General features: G+C 45.2%; 20 protein-coding genes. 9 read left to right on the forward strand and 11 right to left on the reverse strand.

The genetic code is table 11. The features are described from left to right. Nucleotides 1-87 precede the first annotated feature (87 nt). On the forward strand, nucleotides 88-930 hold the full coding sequence (locus NFI81_RS04985; RefSeq protein ID WP_234613696.1) for a sugar phosphate isomerase/epimerase family protein: 843 nt from the start codon (nucleotides 88-90) through the stop codon (nucleotides 928-930). Between the two features lie 20 nt (nucleotides 931-950). Here the strand turns inward: NFI81_RS04985 and NFI81_RS04990 are convergent, their stop codons facing one another. Both NFI81_RS04990 and NFI81_RS04995 read right to left on the reverse strand, forming a co-directional pair. Further along, the gene (locus NFI81_RS04990) at nucleotides 951-1,253 is read right to left on the reverse strand and encodes a hypothetical protein (RefSeq protein ID WP_234613695.1); all 303 of its coding nucleotides are present in this window, start codon (nucleotides 1,251-1,253) and stop codon (nucleotides 951-953) included. Nucleotides 1,254-1,282: 29 nt separating this feature from the next. After that, nucleotides 1,283-1,432: a hypothetical protein gene (locus NFI81_RS04995; protein WP_234613693.1), complete on the reverse strand. Its 150-nt coding sequence runs from the start codon at nucleotides 1,430-1,432 to the stop codon at nucleotides 1,283-1,285. A 221-nt stretch (nucleotides 1,433-1,653) separates the two neighbouring features. On the opposite strand from NFI81_RS04995, the gene NFI81_RS05000 reads away from it, so the two are divergent. From NFI81_RS05000 to NFI81_RS05010, 3 genes are all read left to right on the forward strand, one after another. Next, nucleotides 1,654-2,931: a chloride channel protein gene (locus NFI81_RS05000; protein WP_234613691.1), complete on the forward strand. Its 1,278-nt coding sequence runs from the start codon at nucleotides 1,654-1,656 to the stop codon at nucleotides 2,929-2,931. A gap of 92 nt (nucleotides 2,932-3,023) precedes the next feature. Beyond that, nucleotides 3,024-3,830, forward strand: a complete 807-nt coding sequence (locus NFI81_RS05005; RefSeq protein ID WP_234613690.1) for a hypothetical protein — start codon at nucleotides 3,024-3,026, stop codon at nucleotides 3,828-3,830. 12 nt (nucleotides 3,831-3,842) lie between these two features. After that, entirely contained in the window at nucleotides 3,843-5,375 is a 1,533-nt protein-coding gene (locus NFI81_RS05010; protein ID WP_234613689.1) for an alkaline phosphatase family protein, read from the forward strand. A 13-nt stretch (nucleotides 5,376-5,388) separates the two neighbouring features. Here NFI81_RS05010 and NFI81_RS05015 read toward each other — a convergent pair whose 3' ends face one another. The 3 genes from NFI81_RS05015 to NFI81_RS05025 form a co-directional block, all read right to left on the reverse strand. Continuing rightward, on the reverse strand, nucleotides 5,389-5,745 hold the full coding sequence (locus tag NFI81_RS05015) for a helix-turn-helix domain-containing protein (RefSeq protein ID WP_234613688.1): 357 nt from the start codon (nucleotides 5,743-5,745) through the stop codon (nucleotides 5,389-5,391). Nucleotides 5,746-5,749: 4 nt separating this feature from the next. Beyond that, nucleotides 5,750-6,058: a type II toxin-antitoxin system HigB family toxin gene (locus NFI81_RS05020; protein ID WP_234613687.1), complete on the reverse strand. Its 309-nt coding sequence runs from the start codon at nucleotides 6,056-6,058 to the stop codon at nucleotides 5,750-5,752. A 116-nt stretch (nucleotides 6,059-6,174) separates the two neighbouring features. Then, nucleotides 6,175-6,600 (reverse strand): DUF6157 family protein, encoded by a 426-nt coding sequence (locus NFI81_RS05025; RefSeq protein WP_255717415.1) that lies wholly within the window; start codon nucleotides 6,598-6,600, stop codon nucleotides 6,175-6,177. Nucleotides 6,601-6,696: 96 nt separating this feature from the next. On the opposite strand from NFI81_RS05025, the gene NFI81_RS05030 reads away from it, so the two are divergent. Beyond that, nucleotides 6,697-7,452 (forward strand): MBL fold metallo-hydrolase, encoded by a 756-nt coding sequence (locus NFI81_RS05030; RefSeq protein ID WP_234613686.1) that lies wholly within the window; start codon nucleotides 6,697-6,699, stop codon nucleotides 7,450-7,452. Nucleotides 7,453-7,524: 72 nt separating this feature from the next. On the opposite strand, the gene NFI81_RS05035 is transcribed toward NFI81_RS05030, so the two are convergent. From NFI81_RS05035 to NFI81_RS05055, 5 genes are all read right to left on the reverse strand, one after another. Continuing rightward, entirely contained in the window at nucleotides 7,525-7,911 is a 387-nt protein-coding gene (locus tag NFI81_RS05035; protein ID WP_234613685.1) for a type II toxin-antitoxin system VapC family toxin, read from the reverse strand. Beyond that, nucleotides 7,902-8,195 carry a hypothetical protein gene (locus tag NFI81_RS05040; protein ID WP_252176041.1) on the reverse strand — a complete coding sequence of 98 codons (294 nt, stop codon included), beginning with the start codon at nucleotides 8,193-8,195 and terminating at the stop codon, nucleotides 7,902-7,904. Before NFI81_RS05040 ends, NFI81_RS05035 begins: the two co-directional genes overlap by 10 nt. After that, nucleotides 8,180-8,947, reverse strand: coding sequence for a LytR/AlgR family response regulator transcription factor (locus NFI81_RS05045; RefSeq protein ID WP_234613681.1), 768 nt, complete (start codon nucleotides 8,945-8,947; stop codon nucleotides 8,180-8,182). The genes NFI81_RS05040 and NFI81_RS05045 overlap by 16 nt, the downstream gene beginning before the upstream one ends. Nucleotides 8,948-8,965: 18 nt before the next feature. Beyond that, a complete protein-coding gene (locus NFI81_RS05050; protein WP_234613680.1) occupies nucleotides 8,966-9,985 on the reverse strand; it encodes a sensor histidine kinase in 1,020 nt (339 codons plus the stop codon). 62 nt (nucleotides 9,986-10,047) lie between these two features. After that, nucleotides 10,048-12,444, reverse strand: a complete 2,397-nt coding sequence (locus tag NFI81_RS05055; protein WP_234613678.1) for a TonB-dependent receptor — start codon at nucleotides 12,442-12,444, stop codon at nucleotides 10,048-10,050. A gap of 260 nt (nucleotides 12,445-12,704) precedes the next feature. Here NFI81_RS05055 and NFI81_RS05060 point away from each other — a divergent pair, with 260 nt between their 5' ends. The 4 genes from NFI81_RS05060 to NFI81_RS05075 all read left to right on the forward strand — a co-directional run bounded on the left by NFI81_RS05060 (nucleotide 12,705) and on the right by NFI81_RS05075 (nucleotide 15,616). Then, a complete protein-coding gene (locus NFI81_RS05060; protein ID WP_234613676.1) occupies nucleotides 12,705-13,139 on the forward strand; it encodes a VOC family protein in 435 nt (144 codons plus the stop codon). Nucleotides 13,140-13,250: 111 nt separating this feature from the next. Beyond that, entirely contained in the window at nucleotides 13,251-13,808 is a 558-nt protein-coding gene (locus NFI81_RS05065; protein WP_234613674.1) for an RNA polymerase sigma factor, read from the forward strand. After that, entirely contained in the window at nucleotides 13,786-14,517 is a 732-nt protein-coding gene (locus NFI81_RS05070; RefSeq protein ID WP_234613673.1) for a hypothetical protein, read from the forward strand. Before NFI81_RS05065 ends, NFI81_RS05070 begins: the two co-directional genes overlap by 23 nt. A gap of 34 nt (nucleotides 14,518-14,551) precedes the next feature. Then, nucleotides 14,552-15,616, forward strand: a complete 1,065-nt coding sequence (locus tag NFI81_RS05075; protein ID WP_234613672.1) for a hypothetical protein — start codon at nucleotides 14,552-14,554, stop codon at nucleotides 15,614-15,616. Here the strand turns inward: NFI81_RS05075 and NFI81_RS05080 are convergent. Further along, nucleotides 15,583-16,482 (reverse strand): AraC family transcriptional regulator, encoded by a 900-nt coding sequence (locus tag NFI81_RS05080; RefSeq protein WP_234613671.1) that lies wholly within the window; start codon nucleotides 16,480-16,482, stop codon nucleotides 15,583-15,585. The two genes, NFI81_RS05075 and NFI81_RS05080, sit on opposite strands and share 34 nt — an antisense overlap. Nucleotides 16,483-16,532 lie beyond the last annotated feature (50 nt).

Here is a 16,532-nt window from a genome sequence, read left to right on the forward strand (position 1 = left end):
TATCAAAAATATGACAGGACTGACCCGGAGCCGGTAGAATGCGGATCATGCTGGTCTTTTTCCGGTAAAATCCACCACGATCCAGACATGAAAATCAAGTTTTATGCGCCGCAATGGGGCAACACACTTCCTTTTGACACTTTTTGCAGCAATGTAAAATCCGCAGGTTACGACGGCGTGGAAATGGCGCTGCCTTTTGAAAAGAAGGAAACGGACGAAATTCTGGGTGCGCTGGCAAAGCACGGCCTGGAACTGATCGGTCAGTACTGGCAGTCGTTTGAGCGGGATATCGATGTGCATGCAGCCAATTATGAGAAGTATCTCCGAAACCTGATCGCGGCCAAACCCATGTTTATCAATTGCCAGACTGGTAAGGATTATTTCAGTTTTGATCATAACAAGCGGCTTTTTGACCTTGCCGAGTCGCTCGCAGAAGAATCGGGCATCCGCATTATTCACGAAACCCATCGCGGGAAAAGCCTTTACGCTGCGCACGTCACGCACCAGTATCTTACACGCATCCCAAATCTGCGCATCACGCTGGACATCTCACATTGGTGTAACGTGCATGAGTCATTGCTGGAAGATCAAGCCGAGGAAATTGCGTTGGCCATAGCTCATACGGACCACATTCACAGCAGGGTAGGGCACGCCGAAGGTCCGCAAGTCAATGATCCGCGAGCCCCGGAATGGGCAGAAACATTGGAAAAACATTTACAATGGTGGGATCAGGTGGTTGCCACGCATTCGGAAAAGCAAACGCCGCTAACCGTCACAACAGAGTTCGGCCCCGCAACCTACATGCCCTTATTACCCTACTCACAAATGCCCGTAGCCAACCAATGGGACATTAACGTACATATGATGAACCTGCTGAAAGCCCGGTATGCGGTAAATACCGATTCCAAAGAATGGAAAGGGACTTTTTAAGAAGACAGCGCTTGTCCGGATTATAAAACCCTCGCGCCGCGTACGGCATAGGGGACCGCTTTGATCAGTTTTGTGTTATTAAATTCTTCAACAACCATTATATTTTCTCTCGGAACAATGCCTCTGCTGATCCAGTTCAGCACTGTCTCCACATTCTTGATCTCAAACCGATGGCAATATTCCTTTATAGTAACCCACTCAGACAAGTCAACTAATTCACCCTGACTTATCAAGTAGGAACGAGCATCCGCAATTGCTGCATCACCCTCAGCCAGTAACGCTTCAATTTTCTTACTCAATTCGGTTTTATCGTCGATTTCCATACCCGCGTTATTTTAATGAAATGTCAACTTCACTTCTTTTCATACTGCTCAATAAGTTTGACCAACACCGCAATTTGATCCAGTATCCGGTCAATTTGATCCTGGGACATTTCCTCAGACATATCCCGCAAAAGCTGTCTCCTGGCAGCAAGGAGCATTCTCAGATGAAAAACATTCATTTATAATAGTGTGTTAACAATCAAATATAACGATTGTTAGATTACCTAACAAAACGCAATGATTGTTCGGGCGGATTCGTTTATTTCCCGGCTCCGTCCGCATTTTTCCATTTGCTGGAAAAAGCCATTTGTTGATGTCCTCGCCATGCACAAAGGCAAATAGGTGCCGCTTTGAGGAACCAAAATGGAAATGAGGCGATTGTATTTTATATTAATGTAGCATGGATCAGAAATCTTATCAGGTAAAAAAAAGCAAAAGAGTTACGGGCGTTTTGGTTGCAGCCGCATTTACAGGCGTTTTGTCCGCATTGATCGCCGACACACTTAAAGTGATCACCGAACATTACGAAGAAAGTTTGCTCGAAAGGATCCATGAAAACACCTATCTCATTTTTGTATTGCCATTGATAGGCATCACAACGATTCACATGCTCCGGCGATTTCTTTTTCGGAACAAGGCCAATAAGGGCATCAAGGAGGTTTTGGACACCATCAATAAAAACAGCAATACGCTTCCAGCCTACAAGGTTCCTTCCCATTATTTCAACGGATTTTTAACGGTCATTTTTGGCGGTTCAACAGGCATAGAGGTTTCCACGGTGGTGGCTACTGCGTCGGTAGGCGCATTATCAAGTCGCAAAGTGAGTTATCTCAAAAAATACAGGACCGATCTGGTGTGTTCCGGGCTCGCTGCGGGCGTTACCGCGTTATTCAATGCGCCTATTGCCGGTTTTTTGTTTTCATTTGAGGTTTTTACAAAAAGAAAAAGCAAGCTGCACACCGCCAGTGTCATCACGGCTGTGCTGGTTTCTTACGTGTTGACCCGTTATTTCTTTTTCAAACAAATTTTCAATTTCAATGTCTCCGTTTGGAACAGTTACGCATTGCCGTATTTTGTGTTATTGGGCATCATTGCGGGTTTTAATGCGGTTTATTTAACTAAAAGCGTGTTGTTCTTCAAACGCTTTTTCGGCTCTCTAAATAATGATTTTACCAAAATCCTGGGCGGATCATTACTGATCTCATTGCTTGTCTTCTTCTTCCCAAGTCTGTATGGTGAAGGCTATGCTGGAATCAATCATCTTATTAAGCTTACGCCAGAGGCCGTTATGGCGACCATGTTATCATTGCTTCTAGCGTTGATTTTCAAGCCATTAGCCACTTCAATAACATTGGGCGCGGGTGGTGACGGCGGCGTTTTTGCGCCCAGTCTTTTCATAGGCGCCTTTCTGGGACTGATCGTTTGCACGGTCTTAAACCACTTTTTCGGTTTGAATTTAATAGCGGTCAATTTTATGGTCATTGGTATGGCGGCGGTGCTGAGCGGCAGCATTCACGCGCCATTTACTGCGATTTTTTTGGTCTGCGCCATTGCAGATAATTACATGCTTTTTGTGCCCATTCTGATCGCCAGCCTCGTTTCCAAGGTCGTTGCGCACTTCCTGTTTCCTTACACCGTGTACACGTATAAGGCGCCTGTTTTGGAAAAAGCGCACTAAATTTCAGCCTCCGGTGAGATATAATGTTGTGGTAAAATTGTGCGGAATAATATTTGATTAATTTTAATGATCAAATATTATTCTGAGCCCCTATGATCCTACGCAATGTGCCATTCTTCTTTCTGTGTGCATTCAGCAGCCTGTTTTCATCATTCTCTTATTCCCAAGCTATAACCGAAATCCGGTCATTTCAGGTAGCCGAAGCAAAACAGGCCGTTGCTGTGGACGAAGAGCATTTTTACGTGATCAATAACAGCACCATTACCAAACATTCCAAAAGCGACGGTAAGCAAATCGCCGTTTGGGACGGCTCAAAAGAAGGCATTAAGCATTTGAACAGCGGTTTGGTAATTAAAGGAAAATTGTATTGCGCCAACACGAACTATCCCGAAATTCCGATGGCAAGCTCCATTGAAATTTTCGACGTAAACACAATGCAACACGTTGGTAACCATAGTTTTGGCATTGCCGAGCACGGCTCGCTTACCTGGATTGATCAAAAAGATGGCTTTTGGTGGAGCGGGTTTGCACATTATGCCGGTAAGGAGGCGAGCGAAGGCAGGGATGTGCGCTGGACGTCGGTTGTGAAATACGATTCTGAATGGCGACAGCTGGAGTCCTGGATTTTTCCAAAGCAGATCGTCGACCTTTTTACGCCAAAAAGTAACTCGGGAGGCGCCTGGGGCAAAAACGGGCTGCTTTATTGCACCGGACACGATCAACCGGAATTGTACGTGATGCGGTTGCCAAAGTCGGGATTTACACTCGAACATGTGAAAACGCTGCCCGCGCCACTGCACGGACAAGGAATTGCCATGGATCATTGGACGAAGGATAAACAGATTATTTATGGCATTAACCGTGCCGAAAACAAAGTCATTTCAGCAGAGATCAAATAACCGGGACATGCCATGAAAACCAGGTCAGCAACAAGCATCTTAGTCGTAACATTTGGTTTTTTAATGTTCAATGCCTTCGGGCAAAATAACGCGGCCGCAACATTAGCGATCAAAAATAAAACGCTCATTGTCTTTTTCGACGGGCTAAGGCCAGACTACATTACGAGCGAACAAATGCCTAACCTGTATGCATTCAGACAAAAATCGTCCGTTGGAAAGCATCATCACAGCGTTTTCCCAACCGTTACCAGGGTGAATTCCGCCTCCTATGCAACGGGTGCTTATCCGGGAACGCACGGAATTTTGGGGAATGCCGTCTATTTCCCGGAGGTTAATAAAAACAAAAGCACCGGGACGTCGCACAACGACTTATCCAAAGTGATCGCCGCCATATCAGAACCATTACTATCCGCCGTCACACTCGGAGAAGTGCTTCAAACTGCTGGCGAAAGAATGATGGTTTTCAGCTCAGGAACAACCGGACAGGCCTTTTTACAAAATCACAAAATAAGCGGAGGAGCCATCATTAACCCAAGCCTCATCTTGCCAGATTCATTCAAGGCCCAGGTTTTAGCAGATCTTGGAGAAGTTTCAACAGAAGGCTTAAAAAATCAGAACAGGCATAAATGGGTGACGGATGCTTTGTTGAAATACAGCCTGGACAACAAAGCGCCGCTGGTAAGCGCCATCTGGTTTTCCGACCCGGATGGTGCTGCGCATGAGCATGGAATTGGTTCGGATGAGGCCGTGAACGCCATCAAGTTTGTAGATGCTCAGTTTGGCAGAATTTTGGAAGCGATCGAATCCCGGGGACTCAAAGAGAAATATAATATCATTATTTCAACCGATCACGGCTTTGTAACGCATGTTGGCAAGGAAGAATTGAGCGATTTTTTAATAAAAGAAGGGCTCAAAAAAGACAAGGAATCGGACGATGTGATCTTGGCGGAAGGCTCCGTTTATGTAAAAGATCACGATCCCGACAAGATCGAAAAGATCGTCACTGCGCTTCACGAGCAGGAATGGGTTGGTGCTATTTTCACCAAAGCGAGAAGCGAAAAGAGTTTAAAAGGATGGGTAGAAGGCACTTTTTCGTTTGAAGCAGCACATTTCAATCACAAACGCGCAGGTGACATTCTCGTCGCGCCAAATTGGAATGATGAAAAGAACAACAAAGGTTTTGCAGGAACCGATTTTTCCACAGGCGTCGCAGGTCACGGCGGGTCCAGTCCCTACGAGATCCATATCGAGCTGATGGCAGCAGGCCCCGATTTCAAGAAACTGAAAGACACGGATTTACCAACTTCCAACGTCGACATTGCGCCAACTATACTAGGCATTTATGGCCTGCCCGTTCCTCCGCAAATGGACGGTCGGGTTATCAGCGAACTTTTGAACAAGCCGGGCGAGTCGGCGGGCAAAATGGTCCAGGAAACGCTGGTGAGTGAAGTTAAATATCCCTGGGGCGTGTACAGGCTGACACTTTATATATCCGTTTTAGGCAAATATCGTTACTTCACATTTAGCAAAACGGAGCGACGGTAATTGCGGTAAAGATCTATCCGAGAAGTACTTGCGCAGGAATGCCGAGCTTTTCGTGGAACAATTTTGCAAGCTTCAAGGTCAAGGGTTTTTTTCTGTTCAGTATGGCAGACACGTAACTTTTGCTGCCTACCCAATCCACCAGATCCTTACTTTTTAATCCTTTCTCTTCCATTTTAAGCTTAATCGCCTCGATCGGATCCGGAGAAGGGATTTTATAATGCACATCTTCATAAGCTTTGATCAAGAGCAAAGCGATTTCCAGATTGTTTCCTTCTTTGCTTTCAGGATTTGGCTTTTTATCAAATTGCTCATCGATCCATTCGAGCATCAGCTCATACTCGGCATCGCTTTTAATCAATTTCAATTCCATTTTTTCACGGTTTATATTTTATCGATTTCACATCCACTTTATCATAGTCAGAATGGTTTCCGAACCATTTGATCTGGATCGTTTTGTATTCAAATACAATTCTGACGACCAGTCGGTAATGATTTCCCATAATATTAAACACCACCCGATCATCGCCTACCAAACTTGCCTTTGCAAAGACAGCCTTCAATTCCTGAAAACTACTAAATTCCGCATTGATCATTTCCTCATACCATTCTCTTAATGCATTGGAAGCCTGCGGATACATGACGCAATATGCTAAAAGTGTTTTGCGTGCGATAATATTAAACATAGTAAAGTTTACTATTAGTGAACAAATGTACATCTTAATTTTTGGATCACAAATCATTAGACGTAACATCTTCATACTGGTCACAGGCAAAAGAAGTTTTTTATTTTTTTTAAACCCTATGCCCGCTTCGACCGCATCGCCTTCACAGTATCAACTTTATCATCCGCTGAATACTTATCATATTCTTCGGAATCGCGGCCGTATAGCGCCACTTTCCCTTCGGAGTTGCTGTGGACGCCCCAGCCGTATCTTTTGGTGAGTGGAGAAGCTCTCAGGCAGGGCTGACCTTTGGAGAAGAATTTTTCGCGTTCCGCTGCGAGCTCATTTTTCTCAAAGCCCTGGCGGGTGGCATAAGTCTGGAAAATGACGTCGTCGGATGTGTATTGATATGGATGTTCACTGATCATTTCGAACTGAATGTTCGCCACTGATTTTTCCGAGCCTTTTGCTGGCGGGATTTCGCCGATTTTTGCCGGGCTGTCTTCGGCGACCTGGATAAATGTGTCGAAGTAATTGGTTGTATGTGTTTTTATATTGCTCATGATCTTTTTTGTTGCATAATTAATGTAATGTAACCAATTTAAAAGGTCTGGAAATAAATACAAAAAGTTAACTTTGAACAAACAACTCGACATAAAATGAAAGCTACATTTGCACTTCTATTTCTAATGATTTCCGCTCCGTTATGGGCGCAACTTCCTGCTGCCGATGACCTGCAAACGTCAAAAGGACCGTTGAAAATCCAACCGCTTAATCACGCCACGATGGCTCTGACCTGGGCCGGAAAAACAATTTACGTCGATCCTTATGCCGGCACAAAAACATTCAAAGGCATTGCTGCGCCGGACCTGATTCTTATAACAGACATCCATGGTGACCATTTCGACGCTAAGACACTGGACTCCCTGGATTTGAGCAAAGCGATCATTGTCGCACCGAAGGCTGTCATTGATATGATGTCGGAAAAACTTAAAGCCAAAGCAGTTGCGGTTGCCAACGGTCAGACAATCAGTAAACTTGATGTTTCAATCATGGCCATTCCGATGTACAACCTGCCAGAGTCGGCAGATGCAAAGCATACCAAGGGTCGTGGCAATGGTTACGTCTTGAAATTTGGCGATAAAACGGTTTACATAAGCGGCGACACAGCCGGCATTCCGGAAATGCGCGCTTTGAAAAACATTGATGCAGCGTTCGTTTGCATGAACCTGCCCTACACCATGGACGTGCCTGAGGCCGCCTCCGCAGTTCTCGATTTCAAACCAAAAATCGTCTATCCATATCACTACCGCGGCCAAAACGGCCTGAGCGACACAGAAGCCTTCAAAAAGCAGGTAAACGCCGGCGACGCGAAGATTGATGTAAGGCTAAGGGATTGGTATTCGATTAAGTAAGGCTGATTTATCAACACAAAACCCGGAAACTCTTAAAGGCAAAGAGCTTCCGGGTTTTGTTTTATGTCTTTATCAAAATCTTTTCAAAACCGGAATATTTTCGAAATGTCCATCCCTGGTGAATAATGGAATGTTGTAAAAAGTACAAATTGCGGCTATCCAGATGTCATTTTCAGGGATTGGGCAACCCACATCCCGCAAATGCTTCTTGATACTTGAATACTCCTTTGCAACGGATTCCTGCGTGTCAAGAACCTCGCAGTCCGATATAAAAGATTCGTAACGTGGGAGATTATAATGTACGCGGCTGGAATTTTTGGCTCCATAAAGCAATTCCCCGCACACAGTGATAGGCAGATAGATCAGATCAAATCTTTCCAGCATTCTGATTGTCAAGGGATTTCCATTAAGCGCTTCAATTGCAACGTTTGTGTCGATCGCAACGCTACTCAATGCCATTCGCCGTCAATCCTGCCAAATTCTTCATTAATAATTTTTGTAACCTCGTTTGCAGCGGAGTCTTCAATAGTGCCAGCATGCGATAGCACGCGTTCCACATTTCGTTTTGATGAACTCTGCACTTTGAGGCTTTGTAGGAAGTTTAGCAATTTTGCTTGCAAGGAGCTGCTCTGAGAAACCCAGGCCACATCCTGCTCAATTTTTTCTTGAATAGTCATGATAGTGTTGTGAGATAGAGTGTTAAAAGTGATGGCAAGATAGTAAATTTTTAGTTTTCCAGCCACGATTTAAAGGCTGGTGCTTTTTCCCGGCTGACAATCACTTCCTGAGCAGTTTCCGGCCTGAGCTGGATCTTTAACTTACCATTAAAATAAGTGTGGATCTTCTCGATCGCGCTCACACGAGCGATAAACTGCCGGTTCAGCCGGAAAAAGCTGGCCGGGTCAACCAATGTTTCCAACTCCTCCAATTTGTAATCGACAAGATATTGCCGCCCGTCCGTTCCGACGAGGCAGGAGAGTTCATTAGCCGTGTAAAAATAGGCAACCTGATCCTGGTGAATCGGGATCAGTTGTTCGCCATTTTTGACCAGAAAACGCGTCTTGTGCGCCTTCTTGCTCATTTCCAGACTATCCAGCAGCGACTCTACTTTTCTGGCATAAGCCTTTGGCGAAAAGTCTTCTTTTAACTCATCAAACTTTTTTATCGCGTCGGCCAACTCCGGTAACTTAATGGGTTTCAGGAGGTAATCAATGCTTTTTACCCGAAAAGCTTTAATGGCGTATTCGTCGTAAGAGGTGGTGAAAACGATGGGGCTGTGCGCGGGAAATGCTTCGAAAATCTGGAAACTGAGTCCGTCGGAGAGCTGAATATCTGAAAATATCAAATCCACGTGGTGTGCTTCGGCGAACCATAACCTGGCCGATTCGACGCTTTCCAGCACGGCAATGATCTCAATCCTGGGATCAAGTTTCCTGATCAGTTTTTCCAGCCGCTCTGCGGCCGGATATTCGTCTTCTATGATAACAACTTTCATAAATAATGCGGCTATAACCTATGCCAGCTGCGCCAGAAGCGGGATTTTGACGCTGAACACATTATCGTTCCGCGAGATCTCAACGCGCCGTTCGGTCAGCAGGCTATATCGGTTAATGATGTTTTGTAGTCCAACCCTTGTTGATTTTTCAAGGACGGTTTTTTCCAGGATATTATTGGCAATAACCAGGTAATTATTGTCTTCGCGAATGGTGATTTTCAAAGGGTTTTCTTTGGAGGCAACATTATGCTTGATGGCATTCTCAATCAGCATTTGCAAACTTAGCGGCGTCACATGCTGCCGATACGTTTCGCTGGACAACTCCTTTTCTACCAGCAAATTATCGCGAAAACGAATTTTGTTCAAATACACATAAGCATCCACAAAAGCGAGTTCTTCTTCCACCAGCACCGTGTCCTTATTGCGGCTCACCAACACGTATCTGTAAACGTCAGAAAGCCTTTCCAGATAATCCTGCGCATCTGTGTTATCATCGTCGATCAATGCCGCCAGGGTGTTCATGCTGTTGAACAAAAAATGCGGATCGAGCTGATTTTTAAGCACTTCCAATTGTGATTGGACGCCTTCGCGCATCAGCGATTCTGTTTTGCGAACATTGGCTTTCCAGGCTTCGAAGAAATAAACGGCCTCATATACAAGGTAAACCAAGAGCGTAGGGATGAGACTGATCTTGAATCCCAACATGGTTCCTTCCGACTTCAGAAAGATCTTGCAGAGGACTTCGTCAAGGATCATTGTGACCACGAAGGTGTAGGCGAGGGCCAGGACGGCTTCGGTTAAAAGGCGTTTGTCAGTTTGGCTGTAATCGGGAAAAAGCCTGCGCATTCTCACGATAATGAAACGGTTCCCTTCCCACAGCGCCACGGTTATCAGCGCGGAAATCAGCACATTATAAAAAAATATAATGTTCAGCTTCATGAAATTTTCAATATGTATGATCGCCGGAATCAGAAAGGAAAGCAGGGGAATCCCGACCAACCGCATCCTCCAATCGTTCAATGTATATTTCTCTTTCATAAAATGGCTGTGCGGTTTTTTGCCGCGACATTCGAGTCGCGGCGAACATATGCAAAATGCAATTAAAAAGTATATCTGAAAAGAGGCACAGGGAAAAAACCTTGCTGATACTGAGTCGCCAAGCTGTTTGTCCGTGGGTTATAAGTTTGCTGGAACACATTCTGATTGGCGGTCACATTTTGCAGATCCAATGCAAATTCCATCGTGCTTCTTAAATATTCTTTTCTGAACGAAAACCGGAGATCGGTGCGGAAGTAGGGATCCTGGCGAAGCGAGAACGCCCTTCTTTCATCATAAACTGCATCTCCGCGAATTCTCGAAGCTTCCAGGTTTAACGGTGAAATGTATTTTCCGCCCACGAGCGTCGACCGGATGCTGGCGCTCAGCACATTGTTTTTATTCCTGCCAATCTTAATTTCCTTACCAGCCAGCACATTCAAAACATATCGCGTATTGAAAGCAGTATTACGCTCAATTTTGTCGCTACCCTTGTATTTTGATTCAAATAACGAACTGGTAATCAGGAAATAATAACCTTTGTTGAAATATCTTTCCAAAGTCAGCTCGATCCCGATATTCTTCCCGGTTCCCTCATTCACCAGGCTGTCGCGGTCAGAGGGGCCGAAGGAACTGCCCATATTGAGTGCTGAAAATGACGACTTGGTTTTTTCAACGGGTGCGTTATTAATCGTTTGATAGTAAGGTTCTATTTTTAATAACAGGTTCTCTGTCAGTCTGTTTTCATAGCTGAGCACAAAATGATGGCTTCTGGTGTAATCCAGTTCTTTGTTTGTATAAACAGCTCCGGCAGGTGTTTTTGTCTGTACAAAATAGGTATAAACATCCTGCGCCTGACTGTTCATCCCATAACCGGCGCTCAGTGACTGCCCGTTTTTGAATGCATACTGAAAACCAAATCTTGGTTCCACGGCAATTTTATCATTCAGACTATAATGCTGAAAGTGAACACCAGTCGTGAGCAACATACTTCTGTTGATCCTGTATTTCCATTGACCGTAAGCCTGAGTCAGCAATGAGTTTTCGCCTTTCACATTCACACGCACCGTATCAAATTTTCCAGCCTGATACATGTTTCGGTTATAGAGATCAAAATTGAGCAAATCGGTCGTCACGCCACCATAAAGGCTGTGTTTTGCATTGATTTTGTGCCGAAGATTAAGGGACGCTGAATATTTTTGTGTTTTAAAACGCCCTTCGGAATTGGCAAAGGCTTCCCGCGTGACGGTACTGATCGAATCGCCGTTGAACTTCTGATCCGTCGTGCTCATGCCGAGCGTCAGTTTTGCAAATGTTTTGGCCGAAATATTATGCTCGTAAGACACGCCAAGAATGTTAGTCGCGTATCTCACCTTTGTGTTGCTATTTTCGGTCCCATATAAATCTGTAACCGTCGTATCCACATCATTACCAAGGAATTGGACATCGCTGGCGCCGATGATGCCAAACAATGTCAGCTTGCCTTTCGCACCCGTGGGAACAGCCACTTTGAAATTAAGATCCTGATAATCAGGGACAGCATTACCAGTTCCAAAGTTAATGCCAAGCGCCTTGAACACCCCGAGTGTAGAATAGCGGTAATTCAGAAGATAGGAAGCCTTTGATTTTTTGGAAAAAGGCCCTTCGGCTCCCAGCTCAAAACCATTAAAGCCAACCTGCCCGAGAAACTCCGATTGCTCGTTATTTCCTTCACGCATACGCAGGTCAAAAACCGCGGATAATGCATTCCCATATTGCGCAGGGAAAGCGCTGGTCATGAAGTCCGATTTGGCCAAAACATTGTTATTCAGCAAACTAACGGGACCGCCTGTGGCCGATAATGAGCCAAAATGGTTTGGATTCGGAATGTTGAGACCTTCCAGCTGCCAAAGCATTCCGGTCGGGGAATTGCCGCGTACAACAATGTCGTTCCGGGAATCGTCGCCGGAAACCACGCCCGCATAGTTCGCTGCCATTCTGGACGGATCTCCCAAAGATCCCGCATAACGTTTCGTGTCTTCAATGTTGAAAGAGCGCCCGCTAACGAGCGATAATTCGTTGTTAGTCTTCGATTTGTCATTGCTTCGGTCGGCTGTAACCACCACTTCGTTCAGCGCCTGCACATTTTCGGTCATGGTAACATTCACAATCACTTCCTTGCCCGAAGTCAGCAGGACATTAGAAAGCCGCTGCTCCTCGTAGCCCACAGACGTGATGCGGAATGTTTGCCTTCCCTGTGGCACGCCCGTGATTTTAAAGGCTCCATTTACATCGGTTATCGCACCGATCGGGTTTGAACCTTCTGGCTGCACGAGCATAACAGAGGCGCCTATGACGGGAGTTTGTGAAACTTCGTCACGGATCACGCCCCTGATCGTCTGCGTCGCCTGTTGCGCGAAGGCCTGTCCGGCAGCAAGCTGCCCCGCGACGAATAGAAGAGTAAATAGTAATAATTTTTTCATGGCTAATATCTTGATTGAATGATGTTACAAATCTTGCAGGATATCATTTCTGAAACATTGCACAGCAGGCGAAGCGTAAAATGCAAAGGGCGAAACGTAATGCGGAAGGGGGGAAGCGTAAATCGTACAACGGGTCCCTGGTTTCTACTGCTTTTCCAACCGGGAATTGTCGCAAAATGCCCCCCAATTTGTCGTATTATCCCTGTTACAGACCGCCGTGTTGCCTTATTTTTGTTTTAAGCACCGATTTAACATAAAAAATGGCAACGCGCATTTCACCCTATCTGACATTCAATGGCAATTGTAAGGAGGCGATGCACTTCTATAAAGAATGTTTTGGGGGAAATCTTACGCTCGAAACCATCGGCGACACGCCATTTGCCATTGAATTTCCCGAAGGCATGCACGACCAGGTCATGCACGCCATGCTGACCAACCGGGAGTTTACGATCATGGCGACCGATTTTATGGGCTCTCAGGATTTTACCGCGGCCAGTGATATCTCTATCGCATTGTTATTTGATGATCAGGAGGAAATTATCCGTTGTTTCACGAAACTTGCGGCAGAAGGGAAAGTGATTTATGCATTGAATGATCAGATCAATGATGACCTCTTCGGTGTGGTCCAGGATCAGTTTGACATTATCTGGATGTTCAATTACAACATCACATTAACTGCAAAGCATTCTGCGTGACCGGCACAGCGCCCGGAACTGAATCTTCAATTATCTTCATAATCTTTTACAACCCCAGGCAACCGTTGCAGGGGTGAGATGATTATTAACACAGTTCATCGCCAAATTATCTTGACTACACTTTCCATTCTTGCCGAAGCTCAGAAAAATGACCCTGTTGCACAGCGGAAAATTTTCGACACGTATGGAAAACAGTTATACCGGTTGGCAAAACGATATTTGTCAGACCATGATCTGGCGCAAGATGCTGTTGCAGAGTCATTTTACATTGTTTTACAAAAAGTAGCAGCAGCCAGTTTTATTGCGGTTCCTCCATTTGAAATGTGGATGAAGCGCATATTGGTAAATGAATGTTTGAAAATAATCCGCCGCGACCGCAGGTTTGAATTTTTGCCTGATCAGGAGGAGGTTTCTATTGCCGTTGTAGATAACGACTTAATTGAAAGCCTGACCGCAGAAACCATTTTTCAGGTCATTGAACAACTTCCTGTGGGTTACCGGACGGTCTTTAATTTATACGAAATAGAAGGCTACACACACCCGGAAATAGCAAAACTGCTCGGTATCAGCACCGGGACTTCAAAATCACAACTTAGCAAGGCCAAATCAATGCTGCAAAAGAGAATCATAGAACTCGACCCAATTTATGCACAACGAAAAATTATTTAACAAAATAAAAGACCTGGCCTTAAACGACCATCCCGATGACGAAAAATGGGATGCAGAAGAAGTTTGGGGAAAGATCAAGCAAAAAGATAAGAGGCGGAGCAGGTGGATTTGGTATCTGCTTCCAGCTGCAGCCAGTGTCCTGATCGCTATTTTCTGGATGTGGCCAAATGATAAAAAGGAAATGTCAGTGGTTAAGGAAAGCATCGAGAATGTTGAAAAACAACGCACAGTGCAAACTCATTCTGATAAACACTTATCCGTCGTAAAAGAAGTAGAAGAGAAACCCAAAGTTCGGCCTCATCGGGCGACTGTCCAGCGAGTTGAAATCATGAAAGAGCCAATCCTTGAAATTGAAGCAGCCACAGTCAATGATCAAATGTTTGGCGTGAATCCGGAGAAAATGTTTGAAAATAATCCTGAACTCGTTGCACAAGCAAATCCGGATTCTTTGGCATTAACAGAGACAAAACCAACATTGCCCGTAAAGGAGCGGGTTTTGACAGCGGAGATTGAATTGCCTGGTCGGCAGGAAGAAATCCCGCTCACAGCATTGCAAATCATGTTCAAAAAGGCAAAAGAGGAACGTGAAACAAGGCGGCTGCGAACCCGCTACATTGACAATGACAAGGCTTTCTGGTCTTTCGTACGTCATAGTTTTGTCGAAAATCCCACGGTGGTTGCGCCGGACAATCCTTCAAAGCAACACTAGTTTTATCTTATTATATACTTAAAATCTATTAGCCATGAACTTACTTTTTGTTTGTTTAACAACATTGCTTTGCCCACTTTCAAACGCCGCTGAGCCGGATACCATCATTCTGAAAGCCGGAAGCAATAGCAAAGTGATCTTTTACGGAAAGACCGGAGAAGATCTAAAAAATCTCGAACAGCTGGATCTGAACCGCATTATTAGGGACCTGAATTTCAGGCAGGCAAACCAGGACACCGCGCAGGTCCTCAATGTTAAGCTTGAAAACGCTGCTTTTGTGAATTCCGAAATGCCGAATCCGACAGGATGGCGTGAGAAATTTTTGCAAAACACATTCCTTAATTTGCATCTGGGCACAGGATCCCACGTCAACAGATATGTTTTTTTTAACCCGCCGCCAAGTGCGCTGAATCATCCGACTGCCACGTTACAAAGTCAGATTCTGCTGCGTAACAAGCTCTCATTGAGTGCTTCGGTATTGCATGATATGAAACTGGTGACAATGCCAAAAGCGAATCTTTCCTTGCGTTATGGCATCGGGGCAGGTGTCACTATCCAGCAATATGTACATTGGAATATTTTGGAAAATGTTCCTAATGAGGACGTTAGCGAAGTTTCCGGCCGTGCATTCTCGCTTTTGGGAAGGGAGGGGATCGCGGCTTCCCAATCTGATTTTAATGCGTTTCAAACCTTTGCTCAGGTTGCGCCCAGGTTTTCTCTCAAAAATGCAAAAGGGCAATCGACCTGGTATTTCAGCATTGGGGCGAGACTTAATTACAATAAGATCTTTGAAAACATGGATCCGGCTGCCCAAAGTGCCGTCTTGAATGTGAACACGCCGGACGGCGGCAAAACCACGACAATTAGCCCGATCATATCCGGGAAAGGATACGAGCTTAGAGGTAAAAACAGCAATTTCGGGGTCAGTTATCTTGCTGAAATCGGTTACAAGGCGGTGGGATTGTTCGTTAATTACTATCCCAATTATCTCCCGGTTCATACGAAGGTCCAACCAGGTGTAACGGGATCGGGTGCAGGTTATAACCAGCGAAATGGCAAACTGGGTTATATTTCCTTTGGTGTAAAGCTTGGGAGATAAGCCGGCTGCTTGCCCTTTTTAAACTCGAAAGGCGTCTGTCCCCGCAACTTTTTGAACGCGTGTATGAAATGCGAAACATTCTCGAATCCGACCTGAAAGCAAATTTGCGTGACCGATTCTTCGCTTTTGATCAACAACTCACACGCATAACGAACGCGCAGGTCGGTAACATACTGGATCAATGTCTGGCCGGTTTGTGATTTGAAATAGCGGCAGAATGCGCTTTCGTTCATATTAGCCAGATCCGCCACTTCATTCAGGAAAATCTGCCCGGTGAAATGTTCATGTAAATAAGCCTTCACCTGACTAAGCCGGTTGCTGTTCTTCGCCAGCGAGCGCCCAGGTGCATAAGGTGTCGAAAGCGGTTGCAAATGTGGTGAAACCGCCATTTTATGCAGTAGCGACATCAGAAACATCAGTTGTTCGAAGCCCTCCATCCGGATCAACGTTTGCAGCTGCGCCGCGATTTCGGAGCGAAGTGGTTCCAGTAATTTGATTCCGGCTGCAGCTTTATCCAGAAGCGTCGCAATGGCACTGGTTTCTGGCAATTGAAAGAAATCTTTGCCTACAAAGTCCTCGGAAAACCGAACAACCATTGCTTCCGACATCACGCCTGAATCGGGTTGGTAATAAATGTTGTCGTTTTTCCAGTAATGCGGCAGGTTTTTCCCTATTAAAATTACCTCGCCACTTTCAAAGCGCTCGATGCAGTTGCCGATGAAACGCGTTCCTGCGCCACTAATGACATGGTTTAGCTCAATTTCGGGATGAAAATGCCAGGGATTGGTAAAAAAGGGGACAAATTCATGCCGCAGGTCAAACGACCGGGCATCATTCTGCGGAACATTCAGTCGGTTGGGACGCATGTAGTTTAGAAAAAAGAGCTTGGACTTTGTCGCCAAGTTTGCAATATCAC

Origin of the sequence: Dyadobacter fanqingshengii, from assembly GCF_023822005.2 — a bacterium.
Classification (GTDB): Bacteria; Bacteroidota; Bacteroidia; order Cytophagales; family Spirosomataceae; genus Dyadobacter; species Dyadobacter fanqingshengii.

Coding starts and splice junctions, on each gene's coding strand:
- NFI81_RS04985 (WP_234613696.1), top strand. CDS start 88: ATGAAAATCAAGTTTTATGCGCCGCAATGGGGCAACACACTTCCTTTT.
- NFI81_RS04990 (WP_234613695.1), bottom strand. CDS start 1,253: ATGGAAATCGACGATAAAACCGAATTGAGTAAGAAAATTGAAGCGTTA.
- NFI81_RS04995 (WP_234613693.1), bottom strand. CDS start 1,432: ATGAATGTTTTTCATCTGAGAATGCTCCTTGCTGCCAGGAGACAGCTT.
- NFI81_RS05000 (WP_234613691.1), top strand. CDS start 1,654: ATGGATCAGAAATCTTATCAGGTAAAAAAAAGCAAAAGAGTTACGGGC.
- NFI81_RS05005 (WP_234613690.1), top strand. CDS start 3,024: ATGATCCTACGCAATGTGCCATTCTTCTTTCTGTGTGCATTCAGCAGC.
- NFI81_RS05010 (WP_234613689.1), top strand. CDS start 3,843: ATGAAAACCAGGTCAGCAACAAGCATCTTAGTCGTAACATTTGGTTTT.
- NFI81_RS05015 (WP_234613688.1), bottom strand. CDS start 5,745: ATGGAATTGAAATTGATTAAAAGCGATGCCGAGTATGAGCTGATGCTC.
- NFI81_RS05020 (WP_234613687.1), bottom strand. CDS start 6,058: ATGTTTAATATTATCGCACGCAAAACACTTTTAGCATATTGCGTCATG.
- NFI81_RS05025 (WP_255717415.1), bottom strand. CDS start 6,600: ATGAGCAATATAAAAACACATACAACCAATTACTTCGACACATTTATC.
- NFI81_RS05030 (WP_234613686.1), top strand. CDS start 6,697: ATGAAAGCTACATTTGCACTTCTATTTCTAATGATTTCCGCTCCGTTA.
- NFI81_RS05035 (WP_234613685.1), bottom strand. CDS start 7,911: ATGGCATTGAGTAGCGTTGCGATCGACACAAACGTTGCAATTGAAGCG.
- NFI81_RS05045 (WP_234613681.1), bottom strand. CDS start 8,947: ATGAAAGTTGTTATCATAGAAGACGAATATCCGGCCGCAGAGCGGCTG.
- NFI81_RS05050 (WP_234613680.1), bottom strand. CDS start 9,985: ATGAAAGAGAAATATACATTGAACGATTGGAGGATGCGGTTGGTCGGG.
- NFI81_RS05055 (WP_234613678.1), bottom strand. CDS start 12,444: ATGAAAAAATTATTACTATTTACTCTTCTATTCGTCGCGGGGCAGCTT.
- NFI81_RS05060 (WP_234613676.1), top strand. CDS start 12,705: ATGGCAACGCGCATTTCACCCTATCTGACATTCAATGGCAATTGTAAG.
- NFI81_RS05070 (WP_234613673.1), top strand. CDS start 13,786: ATGCACAACGAAAAATTATTTAACAAAATAAAAGACCTGGCCTTAAAC.
- NFI81_RS05075 (WP_234613672.1), top strand. CDS start 14,552: ATGAACTTACTTTTTGTTTGTTTAACAACATTGCTTTGCCCACTTTCA.
- NFI81_RS05080 (WP_234613671.1), bottom strand. CDS start 16,482: ATGCGTCCCAACCGACTGAATGTTCCGCAGAATGATGCCCGGTCGTTT.